Source organism: Rhodanobacter hydrolyticus (assembly GCF_044904645.1).
Genome location: NZ_JADIKK010000008.1, coordinates 1,527,928 through 1,552,842 on the forward strand (window position 1 = coordinate 1,527,928; position 24,915 = coordinate 1,552,842).

15 protein-coding genes are annotated in these 24,915 nt (G+C 67.2%); 10 read left to right on the top strand and 5 right to left on the bottom strand.

Annotated features, from left to right (window positions below):
* The 3 genes from mrcB to ISP25_RS09665 all read right to left on the bottom strand — a co-directional run bounded on the left by mrcB (position 1) and on the right by ISP25_RS09665 (position 6,783).
* Positions 1 to 2,340: a penicillin-binding protein 1B gene (gene mrcB, locus ISP25_RS09655; RefSeq protein ID WP_404613484.1), complete on the bottom strand. Its 2,340-nt coding sequence runs from the start codon at positions 2,338 to 2,340 to the stop codon at positions 1 to 3.
* 219 nt (positions 2,341 to 2,559) lie between these two features.
* Positions 2,560 to 5,187 (bottom strand): glycosyltransferase family 2 protein, encoded by a 2,628-nt coding sequence (locus ISP25_RS09660; protein ID WP_404613486.1) that lies wholly within the window; start codon positions 5,185 to 5,187, stop codon positions 2,560 to 2,562.
* Positions 5,188 to 5,292: 105 nt separating this feature from the next.
* Positions 5,293 to 6,783 carry an alpha-L-fucosidase gene (locus ISP25_RS09665; RefSeq protein WP_404613488.1) on the bottom strand — a complete coding sequence of 497 codons (1,491 nt, stop codon included), beginning with the start codon at positions 6,781 to 6,783 and terminating at the stop codon, positions 5,293 to 5,295.
* Between the two features lie 122 nt (positions 6,784 to 6,905).
* Here ISP25_RS09665 and ISP25_RS09670 point away from each other — a divergent pair, with 122 nt between their 5' ends.
* The 5 genes from ISP25_RS09670 (at position 6,906) to ISP25_RS09690 (ending at position 12,709) form a co-directional block, all read left to right on the top strand.
* On the top strand, positions 6,906 to 7,289 hold the full coding sequence (locus tag ISP25_RS09670; protein WP_192153944.1) for a GntR family transcriptional regulator: 384 nt from the start codon (positions 6,906 to 6,908) through the stop codon (positions 7,287 to 7,289).
* Between the two features lies 1 nt (position 7,290).
* Entirely contained in the window at positions 7,291 to 7,509 is a 219-nt protein-coding gene (locus ISP25_RS09675) for a hypothetical protein (RefSeq protein WP_404613490.1), read from the top strand.
* A complete protein-coding gene (locus ISP25_RS09680) occupies positions 7,506 to 8,399 on the top strand; it encodes an ABC transporter ATP-binding protein (RefSeq protein ID WP_192153940.1) in 894 nt (297 codons plus the stop codon). Before ISP25_RS09675 ends, ISP25_RS09680 begins: the two co-directional genes overlap by 4 nt.
* 59 nt (positions 8,400 to 8,458) lie before the next feature.
* The gene (locus ISP25_RS09685; RefSeq protein ID WP_404613492.1) at positions 8,459 to 9,955 is read left to right on the top strand and encodes a hypothetical protein; all 1,497 of its coding nucleotides are present in this window, start codon (positions 8,459 to 8,461) and stop codon (positions 9,953 to 9,955) included.
* An 87-nt stretch (positions 9,956 to 10,042) separates the two neighbouring features.
* On the top strand, positions 10,043 to 12,709 hold the full coding sequence (locus ISP25_RS09690; RefSeq protein ID WP_404613494.1) for a M16 family metallopeptidase: 2,667 nt from the start codon (positions 10,043 to 10,045) through the stop codon (positions 12,707 to 12,709).
* A 93-nt stretch (positions 12,710 to 12,802) separates the two neighbouring features.
* Here ISP25_RS09690 and ISP25_RS09695 read toward each other — a convergent pair whose 3' ends face one another.
* Positions 12,803 to 13,270, bottom strand: coding sequence for a Dps family protein (locus ISP25_RS09695; protein ID WP_404613496.1), 468 nt, complete (start codon positions 13,268 to 13,270; stop codon positions 12,803 to 12,805).
* 297 nt (positions 13,271 to 13,567) lie between these two features.
* Between ISP25_RS09695 and hrpA the strand changes: the two genes are divergently transcribed.
* From hrpA to ISP25_RS09715, 4 genes are all read left to right on the top strand, one after another.
* Complete coding sequence (gene hrpA, locus ISP25_RS09700; protein ID WP_404613498.1) at positions 13,568 to 17,698, top strand: ATP-dependent RNA helicase HrpA; 4,131 nt, start codon at positions 13,568 to 13,570, stop codon at positions 17,696 to 17,698.
* A gap of 417 nt (positions 17,699 to 18,115) precedes the next feature.
* Positions 18,116 to 18,913: a helix-turn-helix transcriptional regulator gene (locus ISP25_RS09705; RefSeq protein WP_404613499.1), complete on the top strand. Its 798-nt coding sequence runs from the start codon at positions 18,116 to 18,118 to the stop codon at positions 18,911 to 18,913.
* Between the two features lie 137 nt (positions 18,914 to 19,050).
* Positions 19,051 to 20,457 (top strand): NAD-dependent succinate-semialdehyde dehydrogenase, encoded by a 1,407-nt coding sequence (locus tag ISP25_RS09710; RefSeq protein WP_404613501.1) that lies wholly within the window; start codon positions 19,051 to 19,053, stop codon positions 20,455 to 20,457.
* A gap of 296 nt (positions 20,458 to 20,753) precedes the next feature.
* Positions 20,754 to 22,397, top strand: coding sequence for an acetolactate synthase large subunit (locus tag ISP25_RS09715; protein WP_404613503.1), 1,644 nt, complete (start codon positions 20,754 to 20,756; stop codon positions 22,395 to 22,397).
* 46 nt (positions 22,398 to 22,443) lie between these two features.
* On the opposite strand, the gene ISP25_RS09720 is transcribed toward ISP25_RS09715, so the two are convergent.
* Positions 22,444 to 22,659, bottom strand: coding sequence for a hypothetical protein (locus tag ISP25_RS09720; RefSeq protein ID WP_404613505.1), 216 nt, complete (start codon positions 22,657 to 22,659; stop codon positions 22,444 to 22,446).
* 113 nt (positions 22,660 to 22,772) lie between these two features.
* Between ISP25_RS09720 and ISP25_RS09725 the strand changes: the two genes are divergently transcribed.
* On the top strand, positions 22,773 to 24,914 hold the full coding sequence (locus tag ISP25_RS09725; protein ID WP_404613507.1) for a RelA/SpoT family protein: 2,142 nt from the start codon (positions 22,773 to 22,775) through the stop codon (positions 24,912 to 24,914).
* Position 24,915 lies beyond the last annotated feature (1 nt).

Consider the following 24,915-nt stretch of genomic DNA (forward strand, 5'->3'; position numbering starts at 1 on the left):
TCAGTTTCCGTTGGGGAGGGGTTGGACGGCCGCAGGCGGCGCGGCTGGGCTGGGCGGAGCGGCACTCGACGATGAACCTGCCGGGCCGGTACCGCCGAACAGACTTTGCCAGAAGCCGCAACCTTCGACATCGCCGGGCAATGAACCGGCCACCACCGGCACCTGCTTCGCACCCGTGCACTGCGGCTCGGTGGGCTTGCCATCGGCGGGGTTGATCCACGCCATCTGCAGGCCATCGCCGAGCGTGACCGGCAGTGGCCGGGTAGGCAGCTTGGCGAACAGGTTGCGCCACACCGGCAGCGCACCGGTGGCGCCGAACAGGTGGGCAGGCTTGTTGTCGTCGCGGCCCAGCCAGAACACCGCGAGATGGTCGCCGGTGAAGCCTGCGAACCAGCTGTCGCGCAAGTCGTTGCTGGTACCGGTCTTGCCGGCGACGTGCAGCGAGGCCAGGCTGGAATCGCCCAGCGAATGCGCGGTGCCGTACAGCGCCACCTGCTGCATCGCCCAGGTGACGAGTCGCACTGCCGGCTGGTATTCGCCCGCGCCCGCCTTCACCTCGTAGCGCTTGATGGTGTTGCCGTTGCCGTCCACCACGCCGCGCACGGCGAGCAGCGGCAGCGCATGACCGTCGGAGGCGATGTACTCGTACATCTGCGCCACCTGCAGCGGCGAGAGATCCAGCGCGCCGATCAGCAGCGAAGGGCCAGAGTTGACGTTCTCCAGGCCGAAGGATTGCAGGAACCCGCGGATACGCGGCAACCCCACCGCAAGCCCGAGGCGGATGCTCGCGAGGTTCCACGACTGCGCCAGCGCCTCCACCATCGGCACCATGCCGTGGCTCTGGTTGTCGTCGTTGTGCGGCTCCCACAATGTGCCGTTCTGCATGCGCATGCTGATCGGGCTGTCGTCCAGCGCAGTGGCTAGATTCCAGCGCGAGGGATCGGTGAGCGCGACGAGGTAGACGAAGGGCTTGATGGTGGAACCGATCGGCCGCTGCGAATCCAGCGCGCGGTTGAAGCCCTGGTCGCCGGCGAACTTGCTGCCCACGATGGCCAGCACGCTGCCGTCGTGGGCGTCGGTGACGACGCCGGCCGCCTGGATCGGATCGGCACGCTTGCCCAGGCTCTTCATCGTCGCGTCCACCGCCTGCTCGCTGTAGAGCTGCGCGGCCGGGTCCAGCGTGGTGAAGATCGACAGGTTGCCTGCGCGCAGCGTGTCCTCGTCGAAGTCGCTGGTGATCTGCTGGCGCACCAGCTGCATGAAGGCGGGGAAACGGTTGTGCGGCAACTGGCCATCCTGGATCACGCCCAGCGGCGTGGCCTGCGCGGCCTTGGCCTGGTCGGCCGTGAGCAATCCGGTGTCGACGAACTCCTGCAGCACCAGGTTGCGCCGCGTCAGCGCGCGGTCAGGATAACGGCGCGGATCGTAATAGCTCGGCCCCTTCACCAGGCCCACCAGCATGGCGATCTCCTGCGGGCGCAGGTCGCGCAATTGACGGCCGTAGTAGAACTCCGCCGCCGCCGCGAAGCCGTGTACCGCCTGGCCGCCCTGCTGGCCAAGGAAGACCTCGTTGACGTAGGCCTCGAGGATGCGGTCCTTGCTGTAGTGCATCTCCAGCAGCATCGACATCAGCGCCTCGTTGATCTTGCGCTTGAAGGTCTGCTGGCGCGAAAGGAACAGATTGCGTACCAGTTGCTGGGTCAGCGTGGAGGCGCCCTGCACGGTATGGCCGGCGCGCAGGTTGGCGAACATGGCGCGCAGGATCGCGCTGAAGTCGATGCCGATGTTGTGCTTGAAATCGCGGTCCTCGACCGCCTGCAGGCCTCCCACCAGCAACGGCGGCAAATCGGCGAGATGCACGATGCGCCTGTCTACCTGGTCGGCGCCATACACCGTGGCGATGCGCGCCGGGTCGAGGTGGGTGAGGTCGATGGCCTTGCCGTTGCCCAGGTCGCGCACCGACGCGATGACGCCCCTGCCCAGCAGCACCTCGATGCGCTTGGGCAGCTCGCCGCCTTCCGGCCCCGCATAGCCGCGGGAGGAAATCGTGTAGTGCGAACCCTTCATCGCCCAGCTGCCCGCCACCTGGCCGGCACTGTCCTGGGTGTAGCCGGCGAAGGTGAGCTCAAGCTGCAGCGTCTCCGCCGTCATCGGCTCGCCCGCCACCAGCGGCAGCGGTCGCGCGAACACGCGCGTGGGCACGGCGAACACCAGGTCGTTGAAGCGCTCCTGCACGCGCTTGTTCAACACCAGCGTGTACGGCAGCACGAAGCCGACGAACAGGCCGAGACAGACCCAGAACGGAATGCGCAACCAGGGCCAGCAGGCTTGGAAGATCAAGCGGAGGCGATTCAGCAACGCAGGAGATCCAGGGGACGGAGGCTTGGATGATAGGGCCTGCCGCCCGGCGCGGATATGAACGGGGCGGGCGCGGAAGGTGGCTGAATCAGGGCATGACTCGCATCCTGCTCCGTAGGAGCGCACCCTGTGTGCGATGGCTTTGGCTCCGATCAAGCGCCAGGGCCACCGCACACAGGGGATTCCTACGGGGCCACGGCGTCAGCCAGCCTTGTCGCCTGCCTTGTGCGCAATCCACGCGCCGACCACGGCCGAAACGTAGGGAATCGACTGCGCGGTGAGGATGAACATCCACAAGGTGCCTTCGATGTAGCGGGTACCGTAGCCGTGCGCCATGCCGATCACGCACAGCGCCAGCGCCACCGCCATCAGCATTTCCTCGCGCACCGGCGCAAAGGCGGCGAAGCTGCTGCCGCCCATGCGCCGGCTCTTGGCGGTCACCACGAACGAGGTCTTCTCGCGGGTGAGACCGTGCAGGATGCCGCGTGCGATGGCATGGGAAAGGCTCATGCTGGCCAACGAGGCCATCAGCGTGTCGTACCAGCCGCAGGGTACGCGGGCGCGGTACAGCACGACGCCGAAGATCGCCTTGGCGAAGAAGAAGCCGATCACCGGGATCAGGAACAGCTGCATGGGCAGGCTGAAGTACTGCGGAAGCGCCACCATGCCCGCGGTCCAGAACAGCGCCATCAGGGTGAAGATCAGATGCAGCGCGTCGGCGAACCAGCTGAACCAGCCGGTGAGGAAGTGGAAGCGCTGGCCGCTGGAAAGCGGCCCCTTCCTGACCATCCAGTTCCAGCGGCCCTTGAGGATCTGCATCGCGCCGAAGGCCCAGCGGTAGCGCTGGCTCTTGTACGCCTTGAAGTCGGCGGGCGTGAGGCCCTTGCCCATCAGCTCGTCCACGTACACCAGCTCGTAGCCGGCGTGCATCAGGCGCAGGCCGAGTTCCGCGTCCTCGCAGATCGTCCACTCCGACCATCCGCCGGTGCCTTCCAGCGCGGTACGGCGCACCATGGTCATGGTGCCGTGCTGGATGATGGCGTTGCGCTCGTTGCGGTGGTGCATGCCGATGCGGAAGAAGCCGTCGAACTCCCACGCGGTCATGCGGCGGAAGCGGTTGTGCTCGAAGTCGCGGTGCGCCTGCGGGCACTGCACCACGGCCACCTTGGGGTCATGGAAGTAACCGGTGAGCGTGGCCAGCCAGTCGTGGCGCACCACGTAGTCGGCGTCGATCACCGCCACCACGTCGGCCTCGGGCGAGGTTTCCTTCAAACCGAAGTTCAGCGCGCCGGCCTTGAAGCCCGGCCACGGTTCCAGGTGGAAGAAACGGAAGCGCTTGCCCAGCTTCTCGCAGTATTCCTTCACCGGACCCCACACCGCCGGGTCCTTGGTGTTGTTGTCGATCACCAGGACTTCGTAGTTCTCGTAATCCAGCTCGGCCAGCGAGTCCAGCGTGACGATCACCATGTCCGGCGGCTCGTTGTAGCAGGCCAGGTGGATCGATACGAAGGGCTGCTTCTCGGGCGTGTCCGGCCGCAGCATGCCGGCGTGGCGCACCCACCCGCGCCGCCACAGCACCTCGGTGAACTCGAAGCCGTTGATCAGCAGGATGGCGAGGATGGCGATCTGCGCCGGGAACAGCAGCACCAGCATCGTCCAGTCCACCCAGCTCAGGTAGAACTGCAGCGGCAGCGTCGCCGACCACACGACCAATCCGCAAGCCAGCTGGATCAGCGCGCAGAAGAAGAAGCGTCCCATCAGTTTGAAGCGCGCATAGCGCCGCGCGAACCACACCATCGGCCACAGCGCCAGCAGGCTCGCCACCAGGGCCTTCCACGGCCACGCGGTGTCCTCGGTCACCGGGCCGGTGAACGGGAACTTCGGCTGGCGGTCGGCGCTGAACATGCCCCAGTAGGCGCCGGTGCGCCCTTCGCCCAAGCCTTCCTTCCACGGCTGGTCGAAGGCCTCCATCACGTAGTACTCGATGTGGTCGCGCTTGGCCACATTGAACCACTGGCGCAGGAAGATCGCCTCGTTCGACACCGAGGGATAGGCATACTTGACGCGGTCGCCGTTGGAGGGCCAGCCGATCTCGCCGATCACGATGTGCTTGTCGGGGAACATCTTGCGCAGCGTTTCGTAACTGCCCAGCGTCGCGGCGAGCGCCGGGAAGCGATCCAGCCCGTTGCCGTTGCCGGTCAGCGAAATGCCGTTCCAGTACGAGAACAGCTGCACGGTGATGAAATCCACGTGCTGCGCCAGTTCGGGGTACTTCTCCCAGATGTAGTCCGGCTCGGCGGTGGACACCGGCTGATGCAGCGCAGCACGCACGCGATCCAGGTAGGCCATCAACTGCTCGGGCGGGACGTTGTTGCGGAACAGCACCTCGTTGCCCACCAGCACGCGGTTGATGGTGCCGGGGTAGCGTCGCGCCTGCGCGATCAGCGCATTGATCTCGGCATCGTTGTTGTCCAGCCGCGTGTCGATCCAGGCACCGGCCAGCACCTTCAGTCCCTCGCGCTCCGCCAGCCGCGGCACCTGCGGAGCTTGCAGCATCGAGTAAATGCGGATGTTCGGACTGTACTGGCGCACCAGCTTGAGATCGCTCTCGATCTGCTCATCGCTGGGGAACTTGTCGTGCAGCGGGTCCTGGTAGCGCTGGTACGGCTCGAAGGCGAAACCGCTGATGGGGCCGTGCCAGTCCTCGGGGCCATGCGGCCGGTTGCCCGCCCACCACAGACCGATGTTGAGCGCGGCCACCACCAGGGCCAGCAGAATGGCAACAAGCAGCGAAGGACGGCGGTGGAGATTGGAAGGACTGGCGCTCAAGAAAATCCCCGTGGGCGCCACTCCGGGCGCGGACCTAACCCTGTGAGCTTAACCAATGCGTGCCGGCTGCCTCAATAAATGGCGGCCATGACGGTCAGCGCAAGCTCAGGCCTGTACCGCCGAGATGCGCAGCGTCCATGCCAGCGAGCCTGCCAGTTGCCGGCGCACCGCCGGCGGCAAGGCAACCTCGACGCCATCGCTTCCCTGCTTCCACGTCAGCTCGCCATCCGCGCCCAGCACTTGCAGACGCGCGCCCTGCGCAGGTTGCAGCGAGCGCAGCGTGATGTTCGCCGGCGGCTCGTGCTCGCCTTCGTCGGCCAGCCAGATCGCATTGACGCTGCCGTCCTTGCCCTGGGTGAAGCGGAACTGGCCTTCGCCGTAGGGAGCGATGGCCCGGCTGCCGTGGATGGCGGAGCCGTTGACCTGCATCCATGAACCGATGGCCTTCAGCCGGTCCAATGCTTCCGCCGGCAGCTGGCCGTCGGGCTGCGGGCCGACGCCCAGCAGCAGATTGCCGCCCTTGGCGACGATGCCGACCAGGGTATGCACCAGTTCGCGCGGCGATTTGTACTTGTCGTGCGGACTCCACGACCAGGAGCCGCCTGCCGTCATGCAGGTCTCCCACGGGTACGGCAGCGGCTTGTCCGGCACCGTCTGCTCGGGTGTGCGGTAATTCTCGTAAGGCCCGCTGACGTCGCGGTCGACCAGCACAATGCCCGGCTGGTTGCGCCGCGCGATGGTGGCCAGCCCCGGCATGTCGATGTCCTGCGCCCACGGCACGTCCATGCTGTAGGCCTTGGCGTCGGGATGACTGTTCGCGTTTACCCAGCCGGCATCCAGCCACATCAGGTCGATGCGGCCGTACTGCGTGGTGAGTTCGTTGATCTGCGCGTGGGTGAAATCGACGAAGCGCTTCCACAGCTGCGGGTACTTGCCCACGTCGTAATTGTTGTTGCGCGTCGGCGTGGCCCAGAGCGGCGACCAGTAGTCCGGGTGGTGCCAGTCGGCCTTGGAGAAATACGCGCCGATGCCGAAGCCGCGTTGGCGGAACGCATCGAACACGGCCTTGGCGATGTTGGCGCGCGGGCTGGCGTGGTACGGCACATCGGGCGCGGTGACGCGGTAATCGGTCTGCGCGGTGTCGAACATGCAGAAACCGTCGTGGTGCTTGGTGGTGAACACCAAGTAGCGCATGCCGGCGGAGTGCGCGGCCTCCGCCCATTTCGCCGGATCGAACTTCGCCGGATTGAACTGCGTGCGCAGTTGCTCGTAGCGCTGCTTCCACTCCACGTAGCCGACGCCGCCGGGACGCTTGATCCAGTCCTCCGAGCACAGCGTCCATGACTCGACGATGCCGAGCACGCTGTAGATGCCCCAATGCAGGATGAGGCCGAACTTCCAGTCCGACCACTGCGCCAGTTTCTCCTTCACCAGCGGATCGGTGATTGGCACGTAATCGTCGCCCGTGGGCTTGGCATGTTCCTGCTGCGCGACCTGTGCCCCGGCCTTGGCCTGGTCATGGCCGAAACCCTCGCCGAGCGGCGACAGCAGGGCCAGTGCTCCAACACCTTGCAACATGCGGCGGCGGGTGACCATGGGTGACTCCTCGTTACGGTGACGGCAAAGGCCCAAGTCTTGCACAGGCGTCGCGCCGACAGCAGCGCCCTGCCACAGGTCATGCTTGACATCGAACCATGTGTATCGTTGTATTAATACACATGGATGCCTCACTGCTCACCATTCAACCGAACGCCCCCGAGCCGATCTATCGGCAGATCGTGGAGCAGTTGCGCCGGCTGATCGCCAGCGGCCAGCTCGCCACGGGCGACCTGCTGCCTTCCGTGCGCGAGGTGGCCGGCTTCCACGCCATCAACCCGATGACCGTATCGCGGGCCTACGGCCTCGCCGAGACCGAGGGGCTGCTCGAACGCCTGCGCGGCAAGGGCATGGCAGTGGCCGCCACGCGCCGCGCCACCCAAAGCGAGAACCAGCGCCTTGCCTTGCTGGAACCACAGCTGCAGGAACTCGCCCGCCACGCACGCGAACTGGAATTGCCGGTCGAGCCGGTGTTGCGTCGGCTGAACAAGTTGCTCGGGGACTGAGATGCTGGCCACGCTCGCCATCGCCGCGCTGGAGCTCTACCTGCTGGTCGCCGAACCGTTGCCGGGAGGCCGCGGCCATCGCCGCCTGCTCGCCTGGCTGTACTGGTCCACCGACAGCCTGCTGCCGATGCGGCTGCACGTGCTGATCGACCGGCGCCCTGCCTTCGTGCACGCACCGGTTCCATCCAACCAACGATCGTCTGCGAGGGAAAGGGCATGAACGCCGTACCGAAGGAAATCGCACAGGCCGTCGCACCGCTTGCCGCGCACGGCCTCACACACAGCTACGAGGGCAGCAGCGTGCTGCGCGGCGTGGATCTCGCGCTGGAACCCGGCAGCGTGCTGGGCCTGATCGGGCGCAACGGCGCGGGCAAGTCCACGCTGATCCGCGCGATGCTGGGCCTGCTGCAGCCGTTGTCCGGCAGCGCCTTCGTATTTGGCGAACCGGCACTGCAGCTTGGCGACGACGCCAAGGCGCGCCTCGCCTATGTGCCGCAACAGCCCGAGGCGCTGGCGTGGCTCACCGCACAACAGATGCTGGATTACGTCGGCCGGTTCTATCCGCGCTGGGACGAAGGATTCGCGCACAGGACGCTGGAACGCTGGAAGCTCCAGCCGAACAAGCTGCTGGGCAAGCTCTCGCCCGGCGAACGCCAGCGCGTGGACCTGATCCGCGCATTGGCCTCGCAGCCGGAACTGCTGGTACTGGACGAGCCCGCCGCAGCGCTCGATCCGGTGGCTCGCCGCGAACTGCTGCGCGAAGTGGCGCTGCGCGCAGGCGAAAGCGGCACCACGGTGCTGTTCTCCACGCACATTGTTTCCGACCTGGAGCGTGTGGCCTCGGAAATCGCTTTCCTGCACGAAGGGCGCCTGCTCTTGCGCTGCGGCGTGGACGAAACCAAGGAGCGCTACGCCCGCCTGTGGCTGCCCGCCGCGAAGAGCGCCGCCGCGCCCGCGCAGACCTTGAGCCGTCGCCGCCACGACGACGGCAGCCTCAGCCTGGTGGTGGAGCGCGATGCGCAAGGCCGCTGGCCCGAAGCCGCCGACCTGCCAGGCGCACGCATCGATGCGCTGGGGCTGGAAGACCTGTTCGTGGAGATTGCGGAGTGAATTCCGACGCCGCCATCGACGTCGTTCGCATCGAACGCAAAATGCGTGGGAGGCAACACATGCCACTGATAGACATCTTGATGGTGCCCTGGCGCTCGGCCAATCGCGCATTACGCTGGCTGTCGCTGGCCATCGTGATTGCCTGCGCGCTGTGCGCGGCCGCGATCGGCTTGCATATGCGCTTTTCCGATCGCTGGTGGCTAGGCAGCTGCCTGATCTACTGCGTCGGCGCGGGTTACGCGTGGGCATTCTGGCTCTCGACGTCGCTGCTGCTGGCCATCGACGCCCGCAAACTGCGATTGCCCGGCATGCAGCGCGCCGTGCATGCCAGCGTGCTGCTTTACGGCTCTCTCATGATAGGCCTGCCCACACTCGTGATTGGTGCGCCAAGTGCGCACGCGTGGCAGGTCCTGCTGCTGGCGACACTGGCGGTGACCGGAGGCCTTGCCTTCGTGTTGCTGCCGCGCTGGTGTGCGATGGTGGTCGGCTTCCTGCCCGCACTGGGCACGAGCGCACGCTATTTCTTCCAGTTGCCATCGCTGTCCGACCCGCGCTGGCTGGACTGGGGCGCACTGGCGCTGGCCGTGCTGGTGATCGTGGACGTGCTGCGCTGGCGCCAACTGCTGCACGGCGATACCGACAACGAACTGGGCTTCGGCAGCGCGATGGTGCTGCAGTTCCGTCGACAGGGCACGCTGAACAACTGGAACGGTCTGCAACAGCTCGACAGCGGGCAGATGATCCGCCAACGTCCGGACTGGATGCAGCCGCGCGCAGATCTGCGCCGCACCGGGCCGCAATCCACCGTGCGCTCACTGCGCGTGGCGCTGGGCGGCTGGTATATGCCCAAAACGATGGCCGGCCATCTGCGCGCATCGGCGCCGGTGCTGCTGCCTGTCCTGCTAATGGTTCCGGTGATGGCGCTGATGTTTGCCGGAAATCACCGCGCCGACGCCCCGAACATCGCCTTGATCGGTTTCGGCGCGGGCCTGGTGTGGTGCGTACTGTTCGGAGGCCTGATGCTTGCCGCCATGGCCACGGTGCTGATACGCCAGCGCTGGCAGCGCACCAATGCCGAACTGCCGCTGCTGGCCTTGCTGCCGGGACTGGGCGATGGGCAATACCTGCGACACAGCTTGCTGCGCGCAGCACTCACCATTCCGCTCCTGACGCAACTCCTGCTATCGGCGATCCTGTTGATCGCTGCACTGGCAGCCGCGCGCTTCATGCATCTGGACAGACTCACCCTGCTGCTGATTGCACTGCCCCAGTTCGCCGCCGCCGGCACGATGGTCGTGCAGGTGCTGTGCACGCTGGGCGGCCGCAAACTGCCGACCTGGATCGAATGGCTGGTCTACGTTCCGCTCTTCGTGTTGTTTTTCCTCAGCATCTTCGTCCCGGCCACCGCGATGGGCAAACATCCCTGGCAGGGCGCCGACCTCACCCAATCCTTGCTGCTTGCCGCCTGGGCGGTGATGGCGATGGTGCTGGCATGGATCGGCCGCCGTGGCTGGCAGGGCCTGCTGGCGCGACCGCATCCGTTCATGTCGAATTGACCACTATCCGCGATATTCGCTCCGCATCATTGCCGCACCGGGACGCGAGGCCCGCGTCCGCCTTCTCGAACGACACCAGGAAGCACGATGAAGAAACAAGCCCTGCGACTGGCCGCCGCCATCGGCCTTGCTCTCGCCTCCGCCAGTGCGACGGCCGCGACCGGCGACTCCGACGTCACCCGCGCCACCCTGGACAACGGCCTGCGCGTGGTGATCGTGCGCGACACGCTGGCACCGGTGATCACCACGGAGATGAACTATCTCGCCGGCTCCGACGAGGTACCGGATGGCTTCCCCGGCACCGCGCACGCGGTGGAACACATGATGTTCCGCGGCAGCCCCGGCCTCAGCAAGGACCAGCTCGCGGCGATCGCGGCGAACATGGGCGGCGCATTCAATGCGGACACCACGCAGAGCGTGACGCAGTATTACTTCGTGGCGCCGTCGCAGGACCTCGACGTGGCGCTGCACGTGCAGAGCCTGCGCATGCGCGGCGTGGACATGGACGCGAAGGAGTGGGACAAGGAGCGCGGCGCGATCTCGCAGGAAGTCTCGCGCGACCTCTCCAGCCCCGACTTCAAGTTCTACACCCAGCTGCTGGGGCAGATGTTCTCCGGGACGCCCTACGCGCACACGCCGCTGGGCACGCGCGACTCGTTCGACAAGACCACGGCGGCGATGCTGAAGAACTTCCACGACACCTGGTACGCGCCGAACAACGCCATCCTGGTGATCGCGGGCGACGTCGACCCCGTCGCCACGCTGGCCAAGGTGAAGCAGGAGTTCGGCGACATCGCGCGCAAGACGCTGCCCGCCCGCCCTGCATTCGACTTCCGGCCGGTAACCGCCAAAACCGTGCAATTGCCCACCGATGCGCCCTACGGCTCGGTATACCTGGGTTATCGCCTGCCCGGCCTCACCGCGAAGGACCACGCCACCGCGATGGTGCTGAGCGGCGCGCTGGGCTCGCAACGCGCCGCGCTCGCCGGCATGCGCTTCGACGGCACCGCGCTGTTCGGTGGCTTCTTCGACCAGTCCATGCCGCAGGCAGGCGTGGGCATGGCAGTGGGCATCTTCCCCAAGGGCGGCAACCCGCAACCCGTCCTCGCGAAGATGCAGTCCATCCTCGCCGAAGCGGCGGCCAAGGGCATCGACCCCGCGCTGGTGGAGGCGGCCAAGCGCAAGGCCATCGCTGCGCTGGAGTTCAAGAAGAACTCGGTGGACGGGCTTGCCAATGCATGGTCGAGCGCGCTGGCCTTCGAGGATGCCGAGTCGCCGGACGCCATCAAGGCCGCGATCGAGGCGGTGACGCCCGAAGCGGTGAACGCGCTGGCCAGGCAGACCTTCGACCCCGCGCACGCGATAACCGCCATCCTCACGCCGGAAAGCTCGGGCAAGCCGGTGGAAGGCAAGGGCTTTGGCGGCGCGGAAAGCTTCGCCTCCACACCCGACAAGCCCGTGCAACTGCCGGCGTGGGCGGAGCAGGCCTTCGCCAAGCTGGAAGTGCCGAAGTCTTCGTTGAAGCCGGTGTCGTACACCTTGCCGAACGGCCTCAGGCTGATCGTGCAGCCGGAAACCATCAGTGACACCGTGGAACTTTTCGGCAGCATCAAGACCAACCAGGACCTGCAATCGGCCAAGGGCGACGAGGGCGTGGCCGACGTGCTGGAGGATCTCTTCCCGTTCGGCACCGAGCACCTGAACCGCCTGCAGTTCCAGGAGGCGCTGGACGCGATCAGTGCACACGTGAGCACGGGATATGATTTCTCGCTATCCGTGCCGTCTGCGCACTTCGCCGAAGGCGTGAAGCTGCTGGCCGACAATGAACTGCACCCTGCGCTGCCCGCGCAGGCCTTCCCGGTGGTGCAACAGCAGACGGCTGGCGTGCTCGCCGGCCAGTTGCAGTCGCCCGACTTCCTGCTGCAACTGGGTCTGGGCAAGGCGTTGTTGCCGGCGAACGATCCCCAATTGCGCTATCCCACCCCGCAAAACGTGATGGCACTGACCCTGGACAAGGTGAAGCAGTACTACGCGCAGACCTTCCGCCCCGACCTCGCCACCATCGTGATCGTGGGCAAGGTCGATCCCGCGCAAGCGAAGCAGGTGATCGAGCAGGCCTTCGGCGACTGGAAGGCCGCAGGCGCCAGGCCCGACACCGACTACGCCGCCGTGCCTGCGAACCAGTCCGGCAAGCTGCACGTGCCCGACACCAGCGCAGTGCAGGACAGCGTCGACATGGCGCAGACCATCGCCGTCACCTACGACGACCCCGCGCGCTTCGCCATCAACCTCGGCAACCAGGTGCTGGGCGGCGGCTTCTACGCCTCGCGGCTCACCCGGGACCTGCGCGAGAAACACGGCCTGGTCTACACCGTGGGCGTGGGCCTGGACACCGACAAGCACCGCAGCACCTACAAGGTGTCTTTCGGCTGCGACCCCGACAAGGTCGGCGCGGCCAGCGGGCTGGTGGTGCAGGATCTCAAGCAGATGCAACAGCAACCGGTGACCGACACCGAGCTCATGCAGGCCAAGGGCATCCTGCTGCGCCGCATTCCGCTGGGCGAATCCAGCTTCGGCGGCATCGGCAGCCAGTTGCTCACGCTTTCGCAGCAGGGCAAGCCGCTGGATGCGATGACCATCGCGGGCCAGCATTACCTCGAACTCACCGCGCCGGAAGTGCAAAAGGCCTTCGCCAAGTATGTGCGTCCGGATGGCCTGGTCACAGCGGTGAAGGGGCCGGTACCGAAGAATTGATCGCCCGGCTGCAGGAGTGCACCCTGTGCGCGATTGCCTTGTGCTCCGATCGAAGTGCAAAGGCATTCGCACACAGGGTGCGCTCCTACAGGTTCACTTGAGCAACGAGCGCAACATCCACGCGGTCTTCTCATGCGCCTTCAGGCGACCGGTGAGCATGTCGGCACTGCCTTCGTCGCCGGCCTTGTCGGCCACCTTGATCGCGGCGCGCGCGGTGTTCGCCACGATCTCGTGGCCTTCGACCAGCTGGTTCACCATCTGCTTCCACTCCGGCACGCCGGATTCTTCCTTGATCGAGCTGAGCTTGGCGAACTGGCTGTAGGAGCCGGGGGCGAACACATCCAGCGTGCGGATGCGCTCGGCGATTTCGTCGGCGGCCAGCCACAGTTCGTTGTACTGCGTCTCGAACATCGCGTGCAGGCTGTTGAACTGCGGACCGGTGACATTCCAGTGGAAGCTGTGGGTCTTGAGGTAAAGCGAATAGGTATCGGCCAACAGCTTGGACAACTGCTTGGCGATCGCTTCGCGACTCTTCTTCGCGATGCCGATGTTCGAGGCCATGGTGTTCTCCCTTGCGATGAGTGATGGAAGCACGGTAGCGGTGCGCCGACCGCGTTGGAAATGAATCCTTGCAATGCGGTCGATAGCAGGAGCCTATCGAGCGTTACGTAAGGAGTTTGTCATTCCGGCGCGGGCTGGAATCCGGCGATGTCGGCGCATGCCCGAGCCTCACCACCACTGGATGATTCGCTGTGCTCACCTCTACGCGGCCGCCCTGTGGGCGTTCTGCGCGCCACGCGCTTGTCCGGCCTGCGCCGGGATGACGAGAAAAAACCAACCGTTATCATGTGCGGCTCAATGAACGACACGAACCGCCCGCCGCCCACCCAGCCCACGCTGCGCGACCTGCGTCGCGCGCTCGACGGCGCGTGCAGCCGCGACTTCGGCCGCCTGCTGGGGCGCTGGCGCGGGCTGTCCAGGCACGCCGACGAGAAGAAGCTGGCGACCCTGGTCGCCGACATCGAAACCTCCGCGGCGAAGCGCCGGGCGCGCGTCGAGGCAAAACCGGCGATCCGCCTCGACGAATCGCTGCCCATCGCCGCACGCGCGGACGAAATCGTCAAGCTGATCCGCGAAAACCAGGTGGTGGTGATCGCCGGCGAAACCGGCTCGGGCAAGACCACGCAGATTCCCAAGCTCTGCCTCGCCGCCGGCCGCGGCGAAGCCGGGCTGATCGGCTGCACCCAGCCGCGCCGCCTCGCCGCGCGTTCGGTGGCGCGCCGCGTGGCGGAAGAACTCGGCACGCAGCTCGGCGACCTGGTCGGCTTCCAGGTGCGCTTCACCGACCAGGTGAGCGAGCGCACCCTGGTGAAGTTCATGACCGACGGCATCCTGCTCGCCGAGACGCAGAACGATCCCTGGCTGTCGGCCTACGACACCCTGATCATCGACGAGGCGCACGAGCGCAGCCTCAACATCGACTTCCTGCTCGGCTACCTCAAGCGGCTCGCCGCGAAACGGCCCGAGCTGAAGATCATCGTCACCTCGGCCACCATCGATACCGCGCGCTTCGCCGAACACTTCGGCGGCGCGCCGGTGGTGTCGGTGGAAGGCCGTGCGTATCCGGTGGAACTGCGCTGGCGGCCGGCCGGCGAAACCGGCGAACGCATACAGCAAGGCAGTACCGAGCACATCGCCGCCGTGCTCGACGAGATCATGGCCGACCGCAGCCTCGGCGGCGGCCCGGGCGACGTACTGGTGTTCCTGCCCGGTGAGCGCGAGATCCGCGACGCCCACCTGCTGCTGTCGCGCCGGCAATACCGCGAGACCGAGATCCTGCCGCTGTACGCACGGCTCTCCGCTACCGACCAGGACCGCGTATTCAAGCCCGGCCCGAAGCGCCGCGTGGTGCTGGCGACGAACGTGGCCGAGACTTCGCTCACCGTGCCGCGCATCCGCTACGTGGTCGATACCGGCAGCGCGCGCGTGAAACGCTACAGCCAGCGCAGCCAGCTCGAACGCCTGCACGTCGAACCCGTCTCGCAGGCCGCCGCCGACCAGCGCAAGGGCCGCTGTGGCCGCATTGGGCCCGGCATCTGCTATCGCCTCTACGATGAAGCGGATTTCGCGTCGCGCAACGCATTCACCGATCCCGAATTGCTGCGTTCCTCGCTGGCCAACGTGATCCTGCGCATGCTGGCGCTGAAGCTGGGCGAGGTGGACGATTTCCCCTTCCTCGATGCGCCCGACCCGCGCGTGGTGGCCGACGGTTACCGTCGCCTCGCCGAGATCGGCGCCATCGACGACACACGCACGCTCACCGCCATCGGCCGCACGCTGGCCAGGCTGCCCATCGACGTGCAGCTCGCGCGCATGCTGGTGGAAGCCGAAAAGCTGCACGCGTTGCGCGAGCTCATCACCATCGCCGCCTTCCTCAGCATCCAGGACCCGCGTGAACGCCCTGCCGACGCGCGCCAGCAGGCCGACGCCGCGCACGCCGCCTTCGCGGATCCGAAATCCGACTTCGTCGGCGTGCTGAACCTGTGGCGCGAGTACGACAAGGCGCACGAAGAGCTCACGCAGTCGAAGCTGCGCGACTGGTGCTCGCGGCATTTCCTCAGCTTCATGCGCATGCGCGAATGGCGCGAGCTGCACAGGCAGTTGCTGCTGGTGGTGCAGGAGCTGGGATGGAAGCTTTCGCCTCCCTCTTACGCAGCGGTTCCTCCCTCTCCGCAGCGGGGAGGCCATGCTGCTCCCCCCTCGCCCCTTCGGGGAGAGGGGCGGGGTGAGGGGCCGGCCTCGCGAAGCGGTGGCAAGAACAAGCACGCTTCGCATGAGCGTTCCCGCGAGCACCCGCCCCTCGCCTCAATCCTCTCCCCGGAAGGGAGAGGAGGCGAACGCAAGGAGCGCGTCATTGATGAAGAGACTGCGGCGGCTCGTCTCTTCGAGACGATCCACCGCAGCCTCTTGGCCGGCCTGCCCACGCAAGTCGGTCGCAAGGACGAGCGCGGCATCTTCCAAGGCACGCGCGAGCGCAAGTTCCAGGTCTTCCCCGGCTCGGCGCTGGCGAAGGTGCCGCCGAACTGGGTGTTCGCCGCGCAGATCCTCGACGTAAGCGGCAAGGTGTGGGCGATGATGTGCGCGCGCATCGAGCCCACATGGATCGAGCAGCAGGCTGCGCACCTGCTGAAGTCCAGCTGCCGCGACGCGCACTGGTCGAAGAAGCGCGGCTGCGTGGTGGCCTACGAACAGGTGAGCCTGTTCGGCCTGAACCTGGTCGAACGCCGCGCGGTGACCTTCGATAAACAGGACCCTGCCCTGGCCCACGAGATCTTCCTGCGCGAAGCGCTGGCCCGTGGCGACATCGAGGCGCGTGCCGATTTCGTGCGCGCCAACCAGCGCGTGCTGGAGGATGCGCAGGGCATCGAGACGAAGCAGCGCCGCGAAGGCCTGATCCGCCACGAGGACGAACTGGTCGATTTCTTCCGCGGCAAGCTGCCGGGAGACATCTCCAGCAGTCGCGCGCTGGATGCGTGGTACCGCCATGCGCGCCCTGCTGAGCAAGCAGCCTTGCGCTGGTCGCTCGACGAGGTGATGGCTGGCGGCGCAGGACTCGATCCGAAGGCATTTCCCGCGGCGCTGGAAATCGTACCGATGGCCGCCAGCGGGGCGCTGGCAGCGGCCACGCAACGTTACCGCCTCGAATATCGCTTCGTGCCAGGCGACGAAGCCGACGGCGTGACCCTGCACCTGCCGCTGGCGATGCTCAACGCCCTGCCCGCCGCGCGCTGCGAATGGCTGGTGCCCGGGCTGCTCGCCGACAAGGCGGCGGAACTGATCCGCGGCCTGCCCAAGGCACAGCGCCGCAACTTCGTGCCCGCACCGGATTTCGCGCGCGCCTTTGCCGAGGCCGAGGCCCCGCGCGACGAACCATTGGCGAAGGCGCTGGCCGGTTTCCTCAAGCGCACCACGGGCGTCGCTGTCGACGCCGGCGAATTCGCCGCCATCGAACTCGCGCCGCATTATCTGATGCGCTTCCGCGTCCATGACGAAAGCGGCCGCACGCTGGCTGCCGGCCGCGACCTCGCCGCATTGCGTATCGAGTGGGAAAGCCGTGCGCGCGAAGCGTTTTCGCGCAAGACCGACATGGAACTCACCCGCGAGGACGTCGCCACGTGGGACTTCGAGGAAATTCCGCGCGAAGTCCGTTCCAGCGGCGGCCTGTTGGCCTTCCCCGCGCTGGTCGACCTCGGCGATGCCGTGGCGCTGCGAGTGTTCGAGCGCCGCGACGAAGCCGCGGCCGCGCATGTCTCCGGCGTGCTGCGCCTGTTGCGCAATGCGCTGGCCAGCGAGTTGAAGCAGGCGCGCCGGCGTCTACCCATCGCCAACCCGCTGGCGTTGAAATACGCACCGCTGGGTGGCGTGGACGGGCTGCGCGAAGAACTGGTGGAAGGCGGCTTCGCCGACCTCGTCGCGCGGCTCGATCTCGATGCGCGCAGCGCCGGCGCCTTCGAGGCGTTGCGCACCCACGCCACGCGCGAACTGTTCGGCTGTGCCGTCGAACGGCTGAAGCTCGCCGAACCCGCCATCGAGGCGCAGGCCGAGCTGAAACCGTGGATGCAGCCGCCCATGATGGGTTTCGCGCGCGCCAGCTACGACGACCTGCGCGAACAACTCGACGCCCTGCTCGCCCCCGGCTTCCTGCGCGACCTGCCGCTGGCTCGGCTCGCGCACTATCCGCGCTACCTCAAGGCCATGCGCCTGCGCGGCGAACGCCTGCGGCAAGACCCGGCGAAAGACCAGCAGCGCATGCTGCAAGTGCTGCCCTATTGGCGCGAATACCTGAAGCACCGCGCCGCCGGCGACGGCGACCTCGACGAATTGCGCTGGCTGATCGAGGAATGGCGCGTGTCGCTGTTCGCACAGGAACTGAAGACCGCGGAGCCGGTGTCGGCCAAGCGCCTCGCCAAGGCGCTGGAAGCGATCTGAAGGACCGCTCAAGTTTTCCAGCTTGTCTTCTCAAGACTTGCGCGCGCCATTGCAAGGAACAAACCCTCCTGCGCGATAAACGGCGTGGCCACGCCGCTCCGTATCTGGAAACTTCAGGACTTCCACATTCGTCATTCCGGCATAGGCCGGGCAAGCGCGTAGCGCGCAGAACGCCCACAGGACGGCCTCGCAGAGGTGCGCGCAGTGAATCATCCAGTGACGGTGCGGCTCGAACAGGCGTGATCGCAACTGGATCCCGGCCTGTGCCGGGATGACGAGCAAAGCCGTGAACGCATAGCTCTGCCTAGGATTTGCCTGACGAACGAACCTCTGCCCGCGCGTGCCATGCAAAGCATGCGACATGCTTCAAGAGTTTCCCCCGCTATCATCCAGAGATACCAGCAGACAGCAGCGACGATGGATGCCACCACGCACAACGCGACGCAACGCAGGGAACTCGGCGCGTTCCTGGTGGCCTGCCGCGCGCGCGTGTCGCCGACCGCACTGGGCTTTCCCATCGGTCGCCGCCGCACGCCGGGGCTGAAGCGCGAGGAAGTGGCGCTAGCCGCCGACGTCAGCGCGAGCTGGTACACGTGGATCGAGCAGGGCCGCGACGTGCGCGCCTCGCCCGAGGCGCTGGAGCGGCTGGCACGGGTGCTGCGCATGAGCGACGCCGAGCGCGCCTACGTGTTCGCGCTGTCCGGCTACCCGCCGCCGGAAGACACCCACGACGAATCGCTCACCGACGGCCTGCGCCAGTTCGTGCAGGCGCTGGACCCGCTGCCCGCCTATGTGCGCAACAACCGCTTCGACATCCTGATCTGGAACCGCGCGATCGCCGAGCTGTTCGTCGACTACGACAGGCTGGCGCCGCACGAGCGCAACACGCTGCGGCTGATGTTCCTGCATGAGCCCTACCGCACGCTCATCGTGAACTGGGAAGAGATCGCGCGCGGCACCCTCGCCGGCTTCCGCGCCGCGTATGCGCAGGCAGCGGACAAGCGCCCCTTCGACGCGCTGATTGCCGAACTGACCGAGTGCAGCGACGTCTTCCGCCGCTGGTGGCCCGACCACGACGTGCGCCGCTTCGACGAGGGCATCAAGCAGCTCGACCACCCCGCGCTGGGCCGGGTCGACCTGCAGTACGTGGCGCTGGTGCCGCAGAACCGCCACGACCTGTCGCTGGTCACCTATCTTCGACGGACAAAAGGCTAGCCTGCCGGGGTCGCCTAGCGAGACTGGTGGTACGACACCCAGGATCGCCACCCGTCTTGTTCCCGCCGGCACACAGGTCCATGTTTCGCGCATCGACCGCGCCGCGTGCCGGCCACGTACTCACGAGGAAGCCATCCATGTCCGCCGACTCTACCCGTCCGACTGCACCCGACGCCGCTTCGATATCGCGCGACCCCGCCACCGGCGAACTGATCGCCGAACGGCCCTTTCTTGCCGATACCGCACTGGGGCCGCTGCTCGACCGTGCGCAAGCCGGTTTCGCGCGCTGGAGCGCCGTCGGTCTGACGCAGCGCGCGGCGGTGCTGCGCGCCATGGCCGCGTCGCTGCGCCAGCGCACCGAGGCGATGGCCGCGATGGCCACCGCCGAGATGGGCAAGCCGCTGCGCGACATGCGCGCCGAGGTGGAGAAGTGCGCGCACCTGTGCGAGTGGTACGCCGACCACGGCCCGCGCCTGCTGGCGGACGAACCCACCGAGGTGCCGGACGGCAAGGCCTACGTGTCGTACCTGCCGCTGGGCGTGGTGCTCGGCGTGATGCCCTGGAACTTCCCCTACTGGCAGGCGATGCGCGCAGCGGTGCCGATCCTGATGGGCGGCAACGCCTTCCTGCTGAAGCCGGCCGAGAACGTGGTGGGCTGCGCCGAGCTGCTGGACGAGGCCTGGCGCGCCGCCGGCCTGCCCGAGGATGCCTTCATCACCGCGCACCTCACCCGGGCGCAGAGCGCCACCGCGATCGCCGATCCGCGCGTCGCGGCGGTCACCGTCACCGGCAGCGTGGGCGCCGGGCGCACCATCGCCGGCCAGGCCGGCCAGGCGATCAAGAAAGTGGTGCTGGAACTGGGCGGCTCCGACCCCTTCATCGTGCTGGCCGACGCCGACGTGGAGAAGGCCGCCGAGATCGCCGTGACCGCGCGCTTCCAGAATGCCGGCCAGGTGTGCATTGCGGCCAAGCGCATGATCGTCGAGGAAGCCGTGCTGGAACGCTTCACCCACGCCTTCGTCGAACGCACCAGGGCACTGGTGGTGGGCAACGGCCGCGACGATGCCACCCAGGTCGGCCCGATAGCCCGCCTAGACCTGCTGGAGCAGTTGCACCAGCAGGTGACCGACAGCGTGAAAGCCGGTGCCAAACTGCTGCTCGGCGGCCAGCGGCTGGATCGCGAGGGCTTCTTCTACGCGCCCACCGTGCTTGCCGACGTCAAGCCGGGCATGCCGGTTTTCGACGGCGAGACCTTCGGTCCGGTGGGGGCGATCATCGCCGCGCGCGACGCCGACCACGCGGTGGAACTGGCCAACCAGAGCGACTACGGCCTCAGCGGCAACCTGTGGACCGGCGACGTCGAGCGCGGCAAGCGGCTGGCGCGGCGGCTGGTCACCGGCGGCGTGTTCATCAACGGCTGGTCCGCCTCGGACCCGCGCGTGCCGATCGGCGGCGTGAAGCACAGCGGCTTCGGCCGCGAGCTGTCGCACTTCGGCCTGCGCGAATTCGTCAACGCACAGACCGTATGGGTGGACCGTCTCTGACGAAGATCCAAACCGTGCCTGTCAGTCATCCCAGCGAAAGCTGGACAAGCGCTTCGCGCGCAGGGCGCCCGAAGGGCGGCCCCGGAGGGGCGAGCAAAGCGAGCCATCCAGTGCCTTCAAGCCTTGAACACCAAGGCGCTGGATTCCTGCTCGACCAGCCATTCGGCTGTTGAGGAGCGCCTCGCGGGAATGACGGCAAAGAGCAAATTATTCCGACCCTCCCTGATGACACTCGATTTCCGCCTGCGCGGGAACGACAGGGGAAATCACCAACCACATCACCGGAACGTCACGACATGACCAAGGGATCCGACCTGCTGGTAGCTGCGCTGGAGAACGAAGGCGTCGAGCGCATCTTCGGCATACCCGGCGAGGAAAACCTCGACGTGGTGGAATCGCTGCGCCACTCCTCCATCCAGTTGGTGATCACCCGCCACGAACAGGCGGCGGCGTTCATGGCCGCCACCTACGGGCGCCTCACCGGCAAGCCGGGCGTGTGCATCAGCACACTGGGGCCGGGCGCGCTCAACTTCACCACCGGCGCCGCCTATGCCTTCCTCGGCGCGATGCCGATGATCATCCTGACCGGGCAGAAGGGCATCCGCTCCAGCCGGCAGGCGCAATTCCAGATCGTCGACATCGTCAACACCATGAAGCCGCTGACCAAGTCGGCGCGGCAGATCGTCTCGCCCACCACGATCCCCACCCTGGTTCGCGACGCCTTCCGCATGGCGCAGGAAGGGCGCCCCGGCCCGGTGCAGCTGGAATTGCCCGAGGACATCGCCGGCATGGAATGCGACCCGGTGCCGCTGGTGCCGCCGCACCCGCTGGAAGTGCCGGTCGCCGGCGCCGAGGCGGTGGAGCGCGCTGCCGCACTGATCCGCGCCGCCCAGCGGCCGCTGGTGATGCTGGGCGCGGCGGCCTCGCGGCCGGCATCGAGCGAGGCGCTGTCGCGCTTCGTGCTGCGCGCGGGCATCCCGTTCTTCACCACGCAGATGGGCAAGGGTTCGGTCGCCGGCGGCTCGGGCCTGTACATGGGCACGGCGGCGCTGAGCGAACGCGACTACGTGCACGAGGCGATCGACCGCGCCGACGTCATCGTCGCGATCGGCCACGACACCATCGAGAAGCCGCCCTTCGTGATGCGCCCGGGCGGCCCCACCGTGATCCACGTCAGCTACCAGCCGGCCAGCGTGGAGCAGGTGTACTTCCCGCAGGCGGAGGTCGTGGGCGACATGGGCCGCTCGCTGGCGTTGCTGGCCGACCGCATCGAGGGCCAGGTACCGAACGCCAAAGCGCTGCTGCCGCTGCGCGAGGGCATCCTCGCCCACCTCGCCGACCGCGCCGGCGAAGACCGCTTCACGCCGCAGCGCATCGTGCGCGACGTGCGCGCGGTGATGCCGTCCGACGGCATCGTGGCGCTGGACAACGGCATGTACAAGATCTGGTTCGCGCGGAACTACCGCACTCAGGTCGCCAACACCCTGCTGCTGGACAACGCGCTGGCCACCATGGGCGCCGGCCTGCCCTCGGCGATGATGGCCTCGATGCTGTATCCGGACCGCCGCGTGCTGGCCGTGTGCGGCGACGGCGGTTTCATGATGAACGACCAGGAGATGGAGACGGCGGTGCGCCTCAAGCTCAACCTGGTGGTGCTGATCCTGCAGGACAACGCCTACGGCATGATCCGCTGGAAGCAGGCGGTGGACGGTTTCGCCGACTACGGCATGACCTTCGGCAATCCCGACTTCGAACTGTATGCCCGCGCGTTCAGCTGCCAGGGGCATCGCGTCGACGATATCGCGCAGTTCGCGCCGACGCTGGAGGCCGCCTTCCGGGCCGGCGGCGTGCACCTGGTGTCGGTGCCGATCGACTACTCGGAGAACGAGCGCGTGCTGGTGAATGAGCTGCGCGAAGCGTTTCCGCCCAACTTGTCCTGACTCCCGCCAGCTGACCGAAGGCCAACGGAGTCTCGGGGCCGCTGGCTCAGCGTGACTTGCGCCGGCGCCGCTGCAGCAGCGCCGGCACCACCACCGCCAAGGTGGACAGCAGGCCGAAGGCCACTCCCATCATGGGATGCCGTTGGGTGAAATCGAGCAGCGACGGCGCGCCTGCCTCGCTCCACGCCATCAGCAGCCATGCCGCGAGCAGGGTAATGCCGGCAGCCAGCGCGACGGCCAGCAGTGATCGAAACCAGCGCATGAATGGGATCTGTCGCAGGCAAGGGGTACCGGTGCGATTCTGCGGCCGTATGACGGCCAAGCCAAGCGCCATCGATCCCCCTAGAATGCGTCATCCCCGATGCGCTTCCTGCCATGCACACGCCCACGCCACCCGCCCGCTTGCAAGCCTGGCGCGACCGCGCAGGCGTGCTGTCGCCCGCACTGAATGCGGCAGTCGAGGCCTGCCTCGCACGGCCCGTCGACCAGGCCGAATGCGCCGACGTGCTCGACCTGCTGACGATGATGGGTTGCGATGCGTCCACGCTGGCGGCTGCGCTGTGGTTCGCCTTGTCGCGCGCGGATGCCGCCCTGTGGCAAGCCGAGGCGCCGCGTCTGCCACAGGAAGTGCGCCGGCTGGTGGAAGGCCAGCAGGCCGCCGAGCAGGTGTGGGCCCTGCACGCGCAGCGCACGCAGGACGGCGGCTCCGAGGGCCTACGCCGTCTGCTGCTGGCGATCATCCGCGACCTGCGCGTGGTATTCGTGCTACTGGCGCGCCAACTCGCGCGCCTGCGCGCGGCGACGGCGCTGCCCGAGGCCGAACGCACGGAACTGGCGCGGCTCACCCGCGACATCCACGCGCCACTGGCCAACCGGCTCGGCATCTGGCAATTGAAGTGGGAGCTGGAAGACCTCGCCTTCCGCCACCTGCAGCCGGATACCTACAAGCGCATCGCCAGGCTGCTTGACGAACGCCGCACGGACCGCGAGGCCTTCATCCGCGAATCGCTGGACGAACTGGGCCGTGCGCTGGCCGACGCCGGCATCCGCGCCGAACTGGCGGGGCGTCCGAAGCACATCTATTCCATCTGGAAGAAGATGCAGCGCAAGGAGCTGGAATTCGGCGAGCTGTACGACATCCGCGCGGTGCGCGTGCTGGTCGACACGGTGGCCGACTGCTACGCCGCGCTGGGCGTGGTGCACACGCTGTGGCCGCACCTGCCGCGCGAATTCGACGATTACCTCGCGCGCCCCAAGGACAACGGCTACCGATCGCTGCACACCGCGGTGATCGGCCCGCGCGACAAGACGCTGGAAGTGCAGATCCGCACCCACGAGATGCACCGCGCCAACGAGCTCGGCGTGGCCGCGCACTGGCGCTACAAGGAAGGCAGCGGCGCCGACGCCGAGTTCGAGGCCAAGATCGCCTGGATGCGCAAGCTGCTGGAAACGCGCAGCGACGACGAAGGCACGCTGGCCGCCAACCTGCGCACCGAACTGATGGAGGACCGCGTCTACCTGCTCACGCCGCGCGGCGAAGTGGTGGACCTGCCGCACGGCGGCACCGTGCTGGACTTCGCCTACCACGTGCACACCGAGGTGGGCCACCGCTGCCGCGGCGCCAAGGTCAACGGCCGCATCGTGCCGCTCACCTTCCAGCCGCAGAGCGGCGACCGCGTGGAGATCCTCACCGCGAAGCAGGCCGAACCGAGCCGCGACTGGCTGTCGCCCCACCACGGCTACCTCAACAGCGCGCGGGCGCGCGACAAGGTGCGCGCCTGGTTCCGCCGGCTGGCGCACGACGCCAATCTCGCGGTGGGCCGCGCGATGTTCGAGCGCGAACTCAAGCGCCTGGCATTGCCTGAAGTCGACCTGGCGAAGCTGCCGGCGCATTTCCACCTGAAGACACAGGACGAACTGCTCGTCGCGCTGGCGCTGAACGAAATCAGCGCAGGGCAGATCGCGCGCGCGCTGCAGGAAGCCGCGCAGCCGCTGGAAAGCGACGATGCCATCATGCCGGTCGCGACCGTGCGGCCCGCGCCCACCCGCGATCCCGGCGCACTCAGCATCGAGGGCATCGGCAACCTGCTCACCACGCTTGCGCGCTGTTGCCAGCCGTTGCCCGGCGACCCGGTACGCGGCTTCATCACGCGCGGCCGCGGCGTGTCGGTGCATCGCGCCGACTGCGCCAGCCTCGCGCGGCTCGCCCGGCGCGATCCCGACCGCGTAATCGAGGTGGCCTGGGGCAAGGCCAATGCGCAGGCCTACGAAGTGGACGTCGAACTGCGCGGCTACGATCGCAAGGGACTGCAAAAGGACGTTGCCGGCGTCATCAGCAATGCCGGTACGCCCATCCTCGCCTCGTCCAGCCGGGCCATCGCCAAGAGCGGCGAGGTGGAAATGCGCTTCGCCCTGCGCGTACGCGACTTCGAACAGCTCTCCACCCTGCTCGGCCGGCTGGTGGCCTTGCCCAACGTGCTGGAAGCGCGCCGCATCGGTAGCGCTCGCGCATCCTGAA